General features: G+C 69.9%; 14 protein-coding genes. 10 read left to right on the top strand and 4 right to left on the bottom strand.

Going from position 1 to position 13,545, the window contains the following annotated elements:
• Positions 1 to 41 precede the first annotated feature (41 nt).
• Positions 42 to 524, top strand: coding sequence for an SRPBCC family protein (locus R2K23_RS15080; protein WP_316510401.1), 483 nt, complete (start codon positions 42 to 44; stop codon positions 522 to 524).
• Positions 515 to 844: an ArsR/SmtB family transcription factor gene (locus R2K23_RS15075; RefSeq protein ID WP_316510400.1), complete on the top strand. Its 330-nt coding sequence runs from the start codon at positions 515 to 517 to the stop codon at positions 842 to 844. Before R2K23_RS15080 ends, R2K23_RS15075 begins: the two co-directional genes overlap by 10 nt.
• Here the strand turns inward: R2K23_RS15075 and R2K23_RS15070 are convergent.
• Positions 841 to 1,242 carry an MmcQ/YjbR family DNA-binding protein gene (locus tag R2K23_RS15070; RefSeq protein ID WP_316510399.1) on the bottom strand — a complete coding sequence of 134 codons (402 nt, stop codon included), beginning with the start codon at positions 1,240 to 1,242 and terminating at the stop codon, positions 841 to 843. The two genes, R2K23_RS15075 and R2K23_RS15070, sit on opposite strands and share 4 nt — an antisense overlap.
• Positions 1,243 to 1,290: 48 nt before the next feature.
• On the opposite strand from R2K23_RS15070, the gene ligA reads away from it, so the two are divergent.
• From ligA to R2K23_RS15055, 3 genes are all read left to right on the top strand, one after another.
• Positions 1,291 to 3,381 carry an NAD-dependent DNA ligase LigA gene (ligA, locus tag R2K23_RS15065; RefSeq protein ID WP_396892083.1) on the top strand — a complete coding sequence of 697 codons (2,091 nt, stop codon included), beginning with the start codon at positions 1,291 to 1,293 and terminating at the stop codon, positions 3,379 to 3,381.
• A gap of 32 nt (positions 3,382 to 3,413) precedes the next feature.
• On the top strand, positions 3,414 to 4,235 hold the full coding sequence (locus R2K23_RS15060; RefSeq protein WP_316510397.1) for a mycofactocin-coupled SDR family oxidoreductase: 822 nt from the start codon (positions 3,414 to 3,416) through the stop codon (positions 4,233 to 4,235).
• A gap of 205 nt (positions 4,236 to 4,440) precedes the next feature.
• Positions 4,441 to 5,577: a hypothetical protein gene (locus tag R2K23_RS15055; RefSeq protein WP_316510396.1), complete on the top strand. Its 1,137-nt coding sequence runs from the start codon at positions 4,441 to 4,443 to the stop codon at positions 5,575 to 5,577.
• Between the two features lie 171 nt (positions 5,578 to 5,748).
• Here the strand turns inward: R2K23_RS15055 and R2K23_RS15050 are convergent, their stop codons facing one another.
• A complete protein-coding gene (locus R2K23_RS15050) occupies positions 5,749 to 6,408 on the bottom strand; it encodes an ACT domain-containing protein (protein WP_316510395.1) in 660 nt (219 codons plus the stop codon).
• A gap of 90 nt (positions 6,409 to 6,498) precedes the next feature.
• On the opposite strand from R2K23_RS15050, the gene gatC reads away from it, so the two are divergent.
• From gatC to gatB, 4 genes are read left to right on the top strand one after another with little or no spacing between them, the layout of a single operon-like run.
• Complete coding sequence (gatC, locus tag R2K23_RS15045) at positions 6,499 to 6,798, top strand: Asp-tRNA(Asn)/Glu-tRNA(Gln) amidotransferase subunit GatC (RefSeq protein ID WP_316510394.1); 300 nt, start codon at positions 6,499 to 6,501, stop codon at positions 6,796 to 6,798.
• Positions 6,795 to 8,285 (top strand): Asp-tRNA(Asn)/Glu-tRNA(Gln) amidotransferase subunit GatA, encoded by a 1,491-nt coding sequence (gene gatA / locus R2K23_RS15040; RefSeq protein WP_316510393.1) that lies wholly within the window; start codon positions 6,795 to 6,797, stop codon positions 8,283 to 8,285. Before gatC ends, gatA begins: the two co-directional genes overlap by 4 nt.
• An 18-nt stretch (positions 8,286 to 8,303) precedes the next feature.
• Positions 8,304 to 9,335, top strand: a complete 1,032-nt coding sequence (locus R2K23_RS15035; RefSeq protein ID WP_316510392.1) for an ATP-dependent 6-phosphofructokinase — start codon at positions 8,304 to 8,306, stop codon at positions 9,333 to 9,335.
• 25 nt (positions 9,336 to 9,360) lie between these two features.
• Entirely contained in the window at positions 9,361 to 10,884 is a 1,524-nt protein-coding gene (gene gatB / locus R2K23_RS15030; RefSeq protein WP_316510391.1) for an Asp-tRNA(Asn)/Glu-tRNA(Gln) amidotransferase subunit GatB, read from the top strand.
• A gap of 12 nt (positions 10,885 to 10,896) precedes the next feature.
• Here gatB and R2K23_RS15025 read toward each other — a convergent pair whose 3' ends face one another.
• Positions 10,897 to 12,027, bottom strand: coding sequence for a PQQ-dependent sugar dehydrogenase (locus R2K23_RS15025; RefSeq protein ID WP_396892079.1), 1,131 nt, complete (start codon positions 12,025 to 12,027; stop codon positions 10,897 to 10,899).
• 126 nt (positions 12,028 to 12,153) lie between these two features.
• On the opposite strand from R2K23_RS15025, the gene R2K23_RS15020 reads away from it, so the two are divergent.
• Positions 12,154 to 12,984, top strand: coding sequence for a DoxX family protein (locus R2K23_RS15020; RefSeq protein WP_316510390.1), 831 nt, complete (start codon positions 12,154 to 12,156; stop codon positions 12,982 to 12,984).
• 3 nt (positions 12,985 to 12,987) lie between these two features.
• Here R2K23_RS15020 and R2K23_RS15015 read toward each other — a convergent pair whose 3' ends face one another.
• Positions 12,988 to 13,368, bottom strand: a complete 381-nt coding sequence (locus R2K23_RS15015) for a PH domain-containing protein (RefSeq protein ID WP_316510389.1) — start codon at positions 13,366 to 13,368, stop codon at positions 12,988 to 12,990.
• Between the last annotated feature and the right edge of the window lie 177 nt (positions 13,369 to 13,545).

Below are 13,545 nucleotides of genomic sequence, written 5' to 3'. Positions count from 1 at the left end.
TTAGTGTGGCCTCCACAAAGGAAACTTGGAGGTTGCATATCATGTCCACCGATCGCATCGAGAAGAGCGCGGTGCTGCGCGCACCACTGGACCGCGTGTGGCGCGCCATCAGCGACTCCGAACAGTTCGGCACCTGGTTCGGCATGCGTGTCGACGGGCCGTTCGCCGCGGGGGAGTCGCTGTCGTGCGCCATGACGGGCACCGCCGTCGACGACGAGGTCGCCGCGGCGCAGCAGGCGCACGACGAGCAGCCGTTCGTCTTGCACATCGTCGCTGTCGAACCCCAGTGCTACTTCAGCTTTCGCTGGAATCCGTTGGCGGGGGAGCAGTTCGCGGACCTGACCACCCTGGTCGAGTTCACCTTGTCCGAGGTCGATGACGGGGTGCTGCTGCAGATCGTCGAGTCGGGTTTCGATGCGCTGCCCGCCGACCGTCGCGCCGGCGCATTCTCGGACAACTCCCAGGGCTGGGCCGAGCAGCTGAAGCTGATCGGTCGTTACGTGACCGCCGCCCAATGGGCCTAGCCGCGGCGCCGGCACCGGTCTTCGATGCCCTCGGCGACCCCAACCGGCTGCGGATCATCATCCGGTTGTGTGATGCCGGACCCTGCTCCACCTCCGCGCTCACCGAGGCGATCCCGGCTACCCGGCAGGCCGCGACCAAGCACCTCGCGGTGCTGGAAACGGCCGGCCTGGTACGCAGCGAAAAGCGCGGGCGGGAACGGATCTGGACCCTGCAGCCCGAATCGCTGACCGCGGCCGGGGACTACCTCGATGCGCTGTCGCGGCGGTGGGACCAACGCATCGACCGCCTGCGCGCCTTCGTCGAGACCGACCCCGACTAACGCCGGCGCGCGTCCAGTTCCTTGACCAGCTTCTTGGCCGCCGCCAGGCGGAAGGAGGCGTCCACCAGTTCGGTGACCTCGTCCCAATCCACCGCGGCGGCGGTGAGGTCCAGGCCGAGCCAGCCGAAGGGGCCCAGGTACATCGGGAAGAAGAACCGGGGGTCCTGTTCGAGGGCCGGGCGTTCGGCCTCGTCGACCTTCACCAGCACCGAATGCGGGAAGGCGACCATCTCGCCGGTGGTCTTGCAGGTGCCGCCGTACATCGCGAACATCTTCGGCGCGTGGAACACCGGCCGGCCGAATGACACCTTCTCGGCGGCGCCGGGGAAGTCCAGCGCGATGCGCCGCAGCTCGGCCAGGGCCGGATCGTCGTCGTCGAACATGATCGGATGAGGCATATGCGCAGCATAAGTGCCGGTGTCGGCGGACTTGGTTAACCTGCCATGGTGAGCTCAGCCGACCATGACTCCGGAGATGCCGTCGAGGCAGACCCGGACGAAGCCGATCTGCGCCGCGAGTGGCAGGAACTCGCCGACGAGGTGCGCGACCATCAGTTCCGCTACTACATCCGCGACGCGCCGATCATCTCCGACGGCGAGTTCGACGCGCTGTTGGGCCGGCTCAATGCGCTCGAGGAGCAGCATCCGCAGTTGCGCACCCCGGATTCGCCCACGCAACTGGTCGGCGGCGCAGGGTTCGCCACCGAGTTCGCGCCGGCCGAGCACCTCGAGCGGATGCTCAGCCTGGACAACGTCTTCAACACCGAGGAGTTGTCCGCCTGGACCACGCGGCTGCGGGCCGAGATCGGCGACGATCAGCACTTCCTGTGCGAGCTGAAGATCGACGGCGTCGCGCTGTCGCTGGTGTACCGCGACGGCCGGCTGGAGCGCGGCGCCACCCGCGGTGACGGCCGCACGGGCGAGGACGTCACGCTGAACGCCCGCACCATCGACGACATCCCGCTGCGCCTGACCGGCACCGACGAGTACCCGGTGCCCGCGGTGCTCGAGGTGCGCGGCGAGGTGTTCTTCCGCCTCGCCGACTTCGAGGCGCTCAATGCCAGCCTGGTGGCCGAGGGCAAGCCGCCGTTCGCCAACCCGCGCAACAGCGCCGCGGGGTCGCTGCGGCAGAAGAACCCGGCGGTGACCGCGCGGCGCCGGCTGCGGATGATCTGCCACGGCCTCGGCCACGTCGAGGGCTTCACGCCGGACTCGCTGCACGACGCCTATCTGGCGTTGCAGAGCTGGGGGCTGCCGGTCTCCGAGCACACCGCCCGGGTGCAGGGGCTGACCGCGGTGCAGGAGCGCATCGCCTACTGGGGCGAGCACCGCCACGACGTCGAACACGAGATCGACGGCGTGGTGGTCAAGGTCGACGCGGTGTCGCTGCAGCGCCGACTCGGCGCCACGTCCCGCGCGCCACGGTGGGCGATCGCCTACAAGTATCCGCCGGAGGAGGCCACCACCAAGCTGCTCGACATCCGGGTCAACGTGGGGCGCACCGGCCGCGTCACGCCGTTCGCCTACATGGAGCCGGTGAAGGTCGCGGGCTCCACGGTGGGGCTGGCCACGCTGCACAACGCCTCGGAGGTCAAACGCAAGGGCGTGCTGATCGGGGACACCGTCGTCATCCGCAAGGCCGGCGACGTCATCCCCGAGGTGCTCGGACCCGTCGTCGATGTGCGCGACGGCTCCGAACGCGAATTCGTCATGCCGACAACGTGTCCGGAGTGCGGCAGCCCGCTGGCGCCGGCCAAGGAGGGCGACGCCGACATCCGCTGCCCCAACTCGCGCAGTTGCCCGGCGCAGCTGCGCGAGCGGGTGTTCCACATGGCCGGCCGCGGCGCCTTCGACATCGAGGCGCTGGGGGAGAAGGCCGCCACCGCGCTGCTGACCTCCGGGGTCATCACCGACGAGGGCGACCTGTTCACGCTGACCGCCGAGGACCTGCTGCGCACCGACCTGTTCACCACGCAGAAGGGTGAGCTGTCGAAGAACGGCGAGCTGCTGCTGGCCAACCTCGACAAGGCGAAGGCCCAGCCGCTGTGGCGGGTGCTGGTGGCCCTGTCCATCCGGCACGTCGGCCCCACCGCGGCCCGCGCGCTGGCCGGCGAGTTCGGCAGCCTGGAGGCCATCGAGGCGGCCTCCGAGGAACAGTTGGCGGCCGTCGAGGGGGTGGGGCCCACGATCGCGGCCGCCGTCGTCGAATGGTTCACCGTCGACTGGCACCGCGCCATCGTCGACAAGTGGCGGGCCGCCGGCGTGCGGATGGCCGACGAGCGCGACGCCGGCATCGAGCGCACCCTCGAGGGCCTGTCGATCGTGGTCACCGGCTCGCTGGCCGGATTCTCCCGCGATCAGGCCAAGGAGGCGATCCTCGCCCGCGGCGGCAAAGCCGCCGGGTCGGTGTCGAAGAAGACCGCCTACGTGGTCGCCGGGGACGCCCCGGGCTCCAAATACGACAAGGCCGTCGAACTCGGCGTGCCGATCCTCGACGAGGACGGCTTCCGCCGGCTGCTCGAACACGGGCCGAACTGAACCCGGACCCACACCGAAACCGAAGGCAGGACATGGCAGAACTGGACAACAGCGTCGCGGTCATCACCGGTGCCGGGCGGGGGCAGGGCCGAAGCCACGCCGTCGCGCTGGCCGCCGAGGGTGCCGACATCATCGCGATCGACCGGTGCGCCGACGTCGAACACATCCCATACCCGATGGCCACCAAGGAGGACCTGGAGGAGACCGCGGAGCTGGTCCGCGCCACCGGGCGCCGGGTGGTCCCGGTGATCGCCGACGTCCGCGACCTCGCCGAGTTGCGTGCGGGCGTGCAGAGCGGGATCGACGAACTCGGTGAGGTGGACATCGTGGTGGCCAACGCCGGCGTGGTCGCGATGGGACTGCCCGACCCCGACGACGAAGAGCTCTACCGCACCATCGTGGACACCAACCTCAACGGCGTGTGGCACACCATCGCGGCCACCGCGCCGTCGATCATCCGGAAGGGCCGCGGCGGTTCAATCATCCTGACCAGCTCCATGCAGGGACTGGTGGGCCGCGGCGGTGACGGCAGCGCCGCGATGTTCGCCTACGCCGCGTCCAAGCACGGCGTCGTCGGACTCATGCGGTCGGCGGCGAATGCCTATGCCCAACACAACATTCGGGTGAATTCGGTGCATCCCACCGGCGTCGCGACGCCGATGATCATGAACGAGCACATGGCCAATGTCTTTGCCGGCAGCGCGCCCTCGACGGCGATGGCCGGCAACCTGTTGCCCGTGCCGTTCGTCGAGGCGCAGGACGTCACGAACGCCGTTGTGTGGTTGGCCGGTCCGAAGTCCCGGTACATCACCGGCACGGCGCTTCCGGTGGACGCCGGCAACGCGGCGATGTGATACGCGGTGGGCCGCGGTGCCCACGGATGGTTGCTGGGGGCCGCCCGACTTGGTGCGAAGACGTCGCCACAACGTGGTTAGAATGCTCCCAGTCGAGTCGCCGTCGGGGCGATTCCAACCGGGATGGGGCTGCTCCGGGGTCTTCGGGGGGCAGTGGTTGTGGGGGTTCTCAGCACGTGTCAGGCACCAGGGCGGAGGCAGCCGCGTGACCAATTGGCCGGGTAACCACGGACCTCAGGGCGGCTACGGTGGCCCCAATCCGGTCGGCGGGCCGCCGCCACCGGGTGGACCGCCGCCCGGCTGGGCGCCACCGCCGGCGGGGCCGAATTGGTCCGGGCAGGGTAACTGGGGTCCGCCGCCGCCCTTCACCGGTCCGCCCCCGAAGAACCGCAAGCCGCTGATCATCACGCTCGTCGCCGGTGCGGCGGTGCTGCTGATCGCCGTCATCGTCGCCGTGATCGCCCTCGCCGGCGGCGGCGAGGACGGCAAGTCCGGCACCGCCGGCGATGTCGTCAAGGGTTACCTCGAGGCCCTGGCCCGCGGCGACGCGGAGGCAGCGCTGTCCTACAGCGACGGTCAGCCCGGCTCCAAGGAGTTCCTCACCGACGAGATCCTCAAGAAGCAGATCGAGAAGGCGCCGATCACCAACATCAAGATTCTCAACGACGACTCGGCGACCGCGTACAGCATGGGCACCGTGCACGTTGCGGTGAACTTCGGCGATCAGGTGTCCGACGAAACCTTGATGCTGAAGCGCTCCGGCAAGGAGTGGAAGCTGCAGATGGCGGCGGCCAAGGTGGAAAAGCCCCCGGTGAACACCCAGGACAAGTCCCTCTCCAACGTGACCTTGTTCGGTAAACCGTTGCCCACCTCGGCGTTCTACGTGTTCCCGGGCTGGCTCGACATCGGCACCACCAACCCGAATCTGTCGGTGACCTCCGAACCGCTGCTGCTCAACGGACTGTCCGGGTACTCCTCGGTGTTCAACCTCCGCATCGAGGTCGGCGTCAGCGATGCCGGACGGAAGGCGGCCGAGAAGGCCGTCCGCGACGCGATCATCAAGTGCACCCGATCCTCGGCGCTCAAGCCGCCGTCGTGCCCGAACGGCGTCAACGAACCCGGCGCCATCGACGGGTCGGCGTCCTGGGGTCAGCCCGAGATCCCCGCGCTGGACCTGAATCACTTCAACACCTACGAGATGCGTTATCGCTTCAGCCTGGCCAGCGTGGAATTCCCGGTGTCGATCGACACCAGAAGCGGGCCGAAGAGCGGCACCGTCTCGCCGTTCGTGAGCGGCTCGGTCGACATGTCGCAGGATCCGCCGGTCGTCACGTTCGGCTGACCGTCCCGCAGGAGGAGAACAGATGACGACTGCACGCGTACGAGTGCAGCCCAATCCGACGGAACTGGCCGACGCGCAACACCGGCGACCCGCTGGATCGGCTGCGCGAGGCGCTCGGCAATGCCAACGCCTCCGGCAGCAACAGCGAATAAGGTTCGCGGTCAGCCGGATTCAGGCCAGGATGGTCGCGACGATGCCGGCCAGGTAGCCCAGCCGGGCCACCTCCGAGGGCCGGAAGTCGGGCCCGCCGGGACGGCCCAGGACGACCGCGGTGTGCTGCTCGCCCAGCGGGGCCGCGGCCAACGTGGTGTCCATGTCGCGCCACAGCTGCGGCACCCAGTCGGCGGTGCCGTCGAGGGCCTGCGCCGACGCCAGCGGCAGCCAGGGCGCCGAATCGGGTCGGGTCTCGGGCGCGCTGGGACTTCCGGCCACCCGTTGCAGCCCCGACTCGGCCACGCGGAGCACCGTGCACCAGCCCACGCGCAGCACCCGCGGCGCCTCGTCGACGAGCACCTGCAGCCGCGCGGCCCGGTTGCCGGCGGCCGCGACGCGGTCGATCAGTTCGAGTTCGCGGTGCGCCTCGAGCAGTCCGGTGTGGGGCCGGATCGATTCCACCCGGATGCCTTTGAGCGCCTCGGCGGCCGTGATCAGGGTGTCGGGCATGGCGCCGGCGGGCAGGTCGACCACCAGGTCGTCGATGGCGTAGCCCGACGCCCGCTCGACCACGTCCAGCGACAGGATGTCGGCACCCGCGGATCCCAACGCCACGGCCAGGGAGCCGAGGCTGCCCGGCCGGTCGTCGAGTCGGACCCGCAGTAGATAGGAAGGCACGCGCACACTTTTTCACAGCCGCCCGCCGTCCGCCGAGAACAGTCCCGCCTGTTCGGGGTGCCGGCCCGGCACCGACTAGGCTTGGCGCTCGTGTCGCAGATCTCCCGAGATGATGTCGCCCACCTGGCGCGGCTGGCCCGCCTGGCGCTGACCGATGACGAGCTGGACGGCTTCTCCGGCCAGCTCGGCGCGATCCTCGATCACGTCAGCCAGATCCAGGCCGTCGACGTCACCGATGTCGAGGCCACCGACAATCCGCTCAAGGACGTCAACGTCACCCGCCCGGACACGGTGCAACCCAGCCTGACCCAGCAGGAGGCGCTGGCCGCGGCCCCCCGCGCCGCCGAGGGCCGCTTCGAGGTTCCGCAGATCCTGGGGGAGAGCCAGTGAGCAACGCCGACCTGGTCCGGCTGTCCGCCGCCGACCTCGCCGCCAAGATCGCGGCCAAGGAAGTCTCCTCCACCGAGGCCACCGCGGCCTGTCTGGAGCAGATCGACCGCACCGACGGTCAGTACAACGCGTTTCTGCACGTCGCCGGCGAGCAGGCGCTGGCCACCGCCGCGGCGATCGACAAGCGGGTCGCCGGAGGCGAAGAGTTGCCGTCGGCGCTGGCCGGGGTCCCGCTGGCGCTCAAGGACGTGTTCACCACCACCGACATGCCCACCACCTGCGGATCGAAGATCCTGGAGGGCTGGAACTCGCCGTACGACGCGACGGTGACCGAGCGGCTGCGGGCCGCGGGCCTGCCGATCCTGGGCAAGACCAACATGGACGAGTTCGCCATGGGCTCCTCCACCGAGAACTCGGCCTACGGCCCCACGCGCAACCCGTGGGACACCGAGCGGGTGCCCGGCGGCTCCGGCGGCGGCAGTGCGGCCGCCCTGGCGGCCTTCCAGGCGCCGCTGGCCATCGGTTCGGACACCGGCGGCTCGATCCGGCAGCCCGCGGCGCTGACCGCCACGGTCGGGGTGAAGCCCACCTACGGCACCGTCAGCCGGTACGGGCTGATCGCCTGCGCCTCGTCGCTGGACCAGGGCGGGCCCTGCGCCCGCACGGTGCTCGACACCGCGCTGCTGCACGAGGTGATCGCCGGCCACGACCCGCGCGATTCGACGTCGGTACAGGCGGCGGTGCCCGACGTGGTGGCCGCGGCCAAGGCCGGCGCGACCGGCGACCTCAAGGGCGTCCGGGTGGGCGTGGTGTCCCAGCTGCACCGCGGCGAGGGCTACCAGCAGGGCGTGCTGTCGTCGTTCAACGCCGCCGTCGACCAGCTGCGCGAGCTCGGCGCGGAGGTCAGCGAGGTCGACTGCCCGCACATCGACTACTCGATGGCCGCCTACTACCTGATCCTCCCGTCCGAGGTGTCCAGCAACCTGGCCCGCTTCGACGCCATGCGCTACGGCCTGCGGGTTGGTGACGACGGCACGCGCAGCGCCGAGGAGGTCATGGCGCTGACCCGGGCCGCCGGCTTCGGCCCAGAAGTCAAGCGCCGCATCATGATCGGTACCTACGCGCTGTCGGCGGGGTACTACGACGCGTACTACAACCAGGCCCAGAAGGTACGCACCCTGATCGCCCGCGACCTCGACGAGGCCTACAAGTCCGTCGACGTGCTGGTGTCGCCGGCCACCCCGACCACCGCGTTCCGGCTCGGGGAGAAGGTCGACGACCCGCTGGCGATGTACCTGTTCGACCTGTGCACGCTGCCGTTGAACCTCGCCGGGCACTGCGGCATGTCGGTGCCCTCGGGGCTGTCGCCCGACGACAACCTGCCGGTGGGCCTGCAGATCATGGCGCCGGCGCTGGCCGACGACCGGCTCTACCGCGTGGGTGCGGCGTACGAGGCCGCGAGGGGCCCGCTGCCAACCGCGCTGTAAACCGGTTAGATGGAGCACATGCGGATTGGAGTGCTCACCGGAGGCGGCGACTGTCCAGGTTTGAATGCGGTCATCCGGGCGGTGGTGCGGACCTGCGACGCGCGCTACGGCTCGACGGTGGTCGGTTTCGAGGACGGCTGGCGCGGGCTGTTGGAGAACCGCCGCGTGCAGCTGGTCAACGACGACCGCAACGACCGGCTGCTGGCCAAGGGCGGCACCATGCTGGGCACCGCGCGGGTCAACCCCGAGAAGCTGCGCGCCGGGCTCGACCAGATCAAGCAGACCCTCGACGACAACGGGATCGACGTGCTCATCCCGATCGGCGGCGAGGGCACGCTGACCGCGGCCAACTGGCTGTCCGAGGAGGGCGTGCCGGTGGTCGGAGTGCCCAAGACCATCGACAACGACATCGACTGCACCGACGTGACATTCGGGCATGACACGGCGCTGATGATCGCGACCGAGGCGATCGACCGGCTGCACAGCACGGCCGAGTCGCACCAGCGGGTGATGCTGGTGGAGGTGATGGGCCGGCACGCCGGCTGGATCGCACTGAACTCCGGGCTGGCCTCCGGTGCGCACATGATCCTGATCCCCGAGCAGCCCTTCGACGTCGAAGAGGTGTGCCGGCTGATCAAGGCGCGCTTCGTGCGCGGTGACTCCCACTTCATCTGCGTCGTCGCCGAGGGCGCCAAACCCGCCGAGGGCACCATGCAGCTGCGCCAGGGCGGCCTCGACGAGTTCGGCCACGAGCGGTTCACCGGCGTCGCCCAGCAGCTGGGCCTCGAGGTGGAGAAGCGGATCAAGAAGGACGTGCGGGTCACGGTCCTCGGGCATGTGCAGCGCGGTGGCAAGCCCACCGCCTACGACCGGGTGCTGGCCACCCGGTTCGGGGTCAACGCCGCCGACGCCGCGCACGCCGGCGAGTACGGGATGATGGTGTCGCTGCGCGGCGAGGACATCGGCCGGGTCCCGTTGGCCGAGGCCACCGCGCAGTTGAAGCTGGTGCCGCAGAGCCGCTACGACGACGCGGCCGCTTTCTTCGGCTGAAATCGCGCCCAACTAGGATCGCGGTATGACAGCTGCGCGTACCCAGACGGCCGAAGCCGAGTTGCTCGACTACGACGACGTGATCGCGCGGTACGACCCCGTGATGGGCATGGAGGTGCACGTCGAACTGTCGACGGCCACCAAGATGTTCTGCGGCTGCGCCAACCGGTTCGGCGCCGAACCCAACACCCTGGTGTGCCCGGTGTGCCTGGGACTGCCCGGCGCGCTGCCCGTGCTCAACGAGTCCGCCGTCGAGTCGGCGATCCGCATCGGACTGGCGCTGAACTGCCAGATCGCGCCGTGGGGTCGGTTTGCGCGGAAGAACTACTTCTACCCGGATCAGCCCAAGAACTACCAGATCTCCCAGTACGACGAGCCGATTGCGATCGACGGCTACCTCGACGTGCCCCTCGACGACGGCAGCACCTGGCGGATCGAGATCGAGCGGGCGCACATGGAGGAGGACACCGGCAAGCTGACCCACCTCGGCAGCGACACCGGCCGGATCGCGGGCGCCACCACCTCGCTGGCGGACTTCAACCGGGCCGGCGTGCCGCTGATCGAGATCGTCACCAAGCCGATCGAGGGCACCGGTGAGCGCGCACCCGAGATCGCCCGCGCCTACGTGACGGCGCTGCGCGATCTGCTGCGCTCGCTCGGCGTGTCCGATGTCCGCATGGACCAGGGGTCGATGCGCTGTGACTCCAACGTCTCGCTGAAGCCCAAGGGCGCCAAGGAATTCGGCACCCGCACCGAGACCAAGAACGTCAACTCGCTCAAGAGCGTCGAGGTCGCGGTGCGCTACGAGATGCGCCGTCAGGCCGCCGTGCTCGAGGCCGGCGGGACCGTCACCCAGGAAACCCGGCACTTCCACGAGGACGGCTACACCAGCCCCGGTCGCACCAAGGAGACCGCCGAGGACTACCGCTATTTCCCGGAGCCGGACCTCGAGCCCGTCGCGCCCAGCCCGGAGCTCATCGAACGCTTGCGCGGCACCATCGGTGAGCTGCCCTGGTTGGCGCGCAAGCGAATCCAGGAGGACTGGGGAATCTCCGACGAGGTGATGCGTGACCTGGTCAACGCCGGCGCCGTCGAGCTGGTCACGGCGACCGTGGCCGCCGGCGCCCCCAGCGAGGCCGCCCGCGCCTGGTGGGGCAACTTCCTGGTGCAGAAGGCCAACGAGGCCGGGGTGGAACTCGACGCCCTGCCCATCACACCCGCGCAGGTGGCGGCCGTGGTCAAGCTGGTCGACGACGGCAAGCTGTCCAACAAGCTGGCCCGCCAGGTGATCGAGGGGGTACTGGCCGGCGAGGGCGAACCCGAGGCGGTGATGACGGCCCGCGGTCTGGCGCTGGTCCGCGACGACGGGCTGATCCAGGCCGCCGTCGACGAGGCGCTGGCCGCCAACCCCGACGTCGTCGAGAAGATCCGGGGCGGCAAGGTGCAAGCGGCGGGCGCCATCGTCGGCGCGGTGATGAAGGCCACCAAGGGCCAGGCCGACGCCGCGCGGGTGCGCGAACTGGTGATGGCCGCGGTCGAAAAGGGCTGAACCCCTGAACCCCTAGGTGATGTCCGCCTCGTTGCGGGGGAAGCCGCCCTCGGGGAACAGCGGGAACACCACGTCGTCGAGCTTGTCGGGATCCCCGGCGGTCCGGTTGACCGTCGCGCCCCACACGTTGCCGTCCGGTGAGAGCCGGACGGCCCACGCGTGACCGTGCTGGCCGTCGCGGACCACCTCGGGATCCCCGGTGACGGCCCCGGTTTCGGGGGCCAGCCGCACGGCGACGGTCTGCTTGGTGTCGACCAGGTTCACCAGCACTGTGCCGTCCAGTGCCGCGCACCCGGCGACACCGGGGCGGTCCGGCCAGGTCCACACCGTGGAGGTCTTGGAATCCTTGGTGATCCGCTGCAGGCGGTCGGCGGTGGGGGTGCGGTCGGTGACATACAGCGAGCCGTCGGCCGGGTCGGTGCACATGCCGCCCGCGCCGCCCAGACCGGACAGGGCGGTGGTCAACGGCGCCTGATCGATGGTGGTCGGCTGCTCGATCCGCAGCAGCTTGCCCGCCAGCGAATTCGGGTCGGCGGCCAGCCCGGGGTCCCCGGCGTCGCCGGTCTGCACCAGCAGCGTGGTGGGGCTGGTGAAGATCAGTGACCCGGCATTGTTGTTGGCGCCCTTGGGAATTCCGGTGAGCAGATCCTTGGGGACGTCGCCGGCGGCGATCCGCACCACCCGGTTGTCGGTCGGGGTGCTGATGTAGGCGTACATCAGCCCGTCCTGCCCGTAGGTCGGCGACTTGATGATGTCCAGCAGGCCGCCGTCGCCGGAGCCGTCGACGGGGATGGTGGCCACCACCTTGGGCTCGGCGGCGATCGCGACTTCTTTGATCGCGCCGGTGGTGCGCTCGGCCACCAGGGCGGTCTTGCCGGTCGGGCCCATGATCAGTCCGCTGGTGCTGCCCAGGCAGCCCTGCATGACGCCGGTCGCGGGGCACTCCTTCGGGAACGGCTTGCCCGGCAGCGGTGGCGGGGGAGGCGGGGTCGACGTGGTCGGCGGCTTGAGTTCGGGCTCGGTGGTGAACGGCTGCGACATGGCGTCGTCGAAGCGTGCGCACCCGGTGCCCGCCGCGGCGAACAGGAACAGCACCGCACACGTTGCGGTCAGCGCGCGCGGCACCCGACGGCGGATCTGCATGCAGCCAGGTTACGGATCGCCCCGCGGTGCCCGCCACGGGCCTGTTGGGTCACCTTCCGATATAGGTACTCGAAAGCGGGCCGCAAATACCGGGTTCTGAGCAGGGTTGGACTTACCCTGGCAAGCGTGACGAGCCCATCGCATGACCCAAGCTGGCAGCGGCCGGACGATTCGGCGTCCGGGGCCGGTTCCTCGCGGCCCAGCTCGGCCAGCCTGGTCGACCCCGAGGATGACATGCCGTCGGATGGCTATGGCGGCGATTTCGAGACCACCGCCATACCACCGTACGGATCGACGCCGTCCTCGACGGGCTACAGCCTCCTCAACGATCCGGAGCCGTTGCCCTACGTGGCGCCGCACGACGGCCGCCCGCCGGCGGTGGGGCCCGCGGCCATCGAACCCGACGACTACGAGGCGGTCCGCCGCGCCGGCCGCCGCGGCACCCAGGACCTGGGGCTGCTACTGCTGCGCGCGGGCTTCGGCGCGCTGCTGATCGTGCACGGGCTGCAGAAGGCGTTCGGCTGGTGGGGCGGATCCGGACTGGGCAGCTTCGGCGACGGGCTGGCCGACCTGGGCTATCGGCACGCCGAACTGCTGACCTACATCGCCGCCGGCACCGAGATCGTGGCCGGGCTGCTGCTGGTGCTCGGGCTGTTCACCCCGCTGGCCGCCGCGGCCGCGCTGGCCTACCTGATCAACGGGCTGCTGGCGGGCGTCATGACCCAGCAGGACCCCGGGCGCTTCGAGTTCTTCCTGCCCGAGGGCCACGAGTTCGAGTTGACGCTCATCGTGGTCGCCGCCGCGATCATCCTGATCGGGCCCGGCCGGTACGGGTTCGACGCGGGTCGCGGGTGGGCCCGTCGGCCGTTCATCGGTTCGTTCGTGGCGTTGCTGCTCGGCGTCGGCGGCGGCATCGCGGTGTGGGTGCTGCTCAACGGAGCCAATCCGCTGGGCTGACGCTCACTGGTACGGGTTGGGCACCCGTCCGCCGCTGGCCGCGGCGAGCAGCGGCAACGTGGAGAACGACACCGCCGGAAGGGAGAGCTCCCGGCCGTTGCGCAGCTCCGCGCGCGCCCAGGACCCCTTGACGAACTTCAGGCCCTTGATCTCGTCCCAGCCCACCGTGGTGCTCTTCAGCAGCGAACGCGCGGTCACGGTGTCCCGCTTTGCCACCGTGCGCAGGCGCACGATGGCCACCGATGCGAGCACCGGAATGATCAGCATCGGCGTAAGCCACGGCAGCGCGAGAACGGGCAGCAGCATGGCGAACGCCACGAACGCGACGGCCACGTGGGCCATCGGCGACATCCGGATCACCACGGGAGCATCGGGTGTAGCCATGCCGCCATCTTGCCCGCCCGCCGCGATTGCCGTCCGCGCAGGTCAAGCAATTTGACGCGAACCCCGGACGAGGGCTACCGTCGTGGGCTATGACCACCCGCGAGATTCTCGTAGTAGTAAGCCGGCGCGTTGGTGCCGCGTAAGGTCTAGCGAGGCCACTCCCAAGGCCGAGCCTAC

It is taken from the genome of Mycolicibacterium sp. MU0050, assembly GCF_963378085.1.
Classification (GTDB): domain Bacteria; phylum Actinomycetota; class Actinomycetes; order Mycobacteriales; family Mycobacteriaceae; genus Mycobacterium; species Mycobacterium wendilense.
This window is presented reverse-complemented; position numbering and strand designations above follow the sequence as displayed.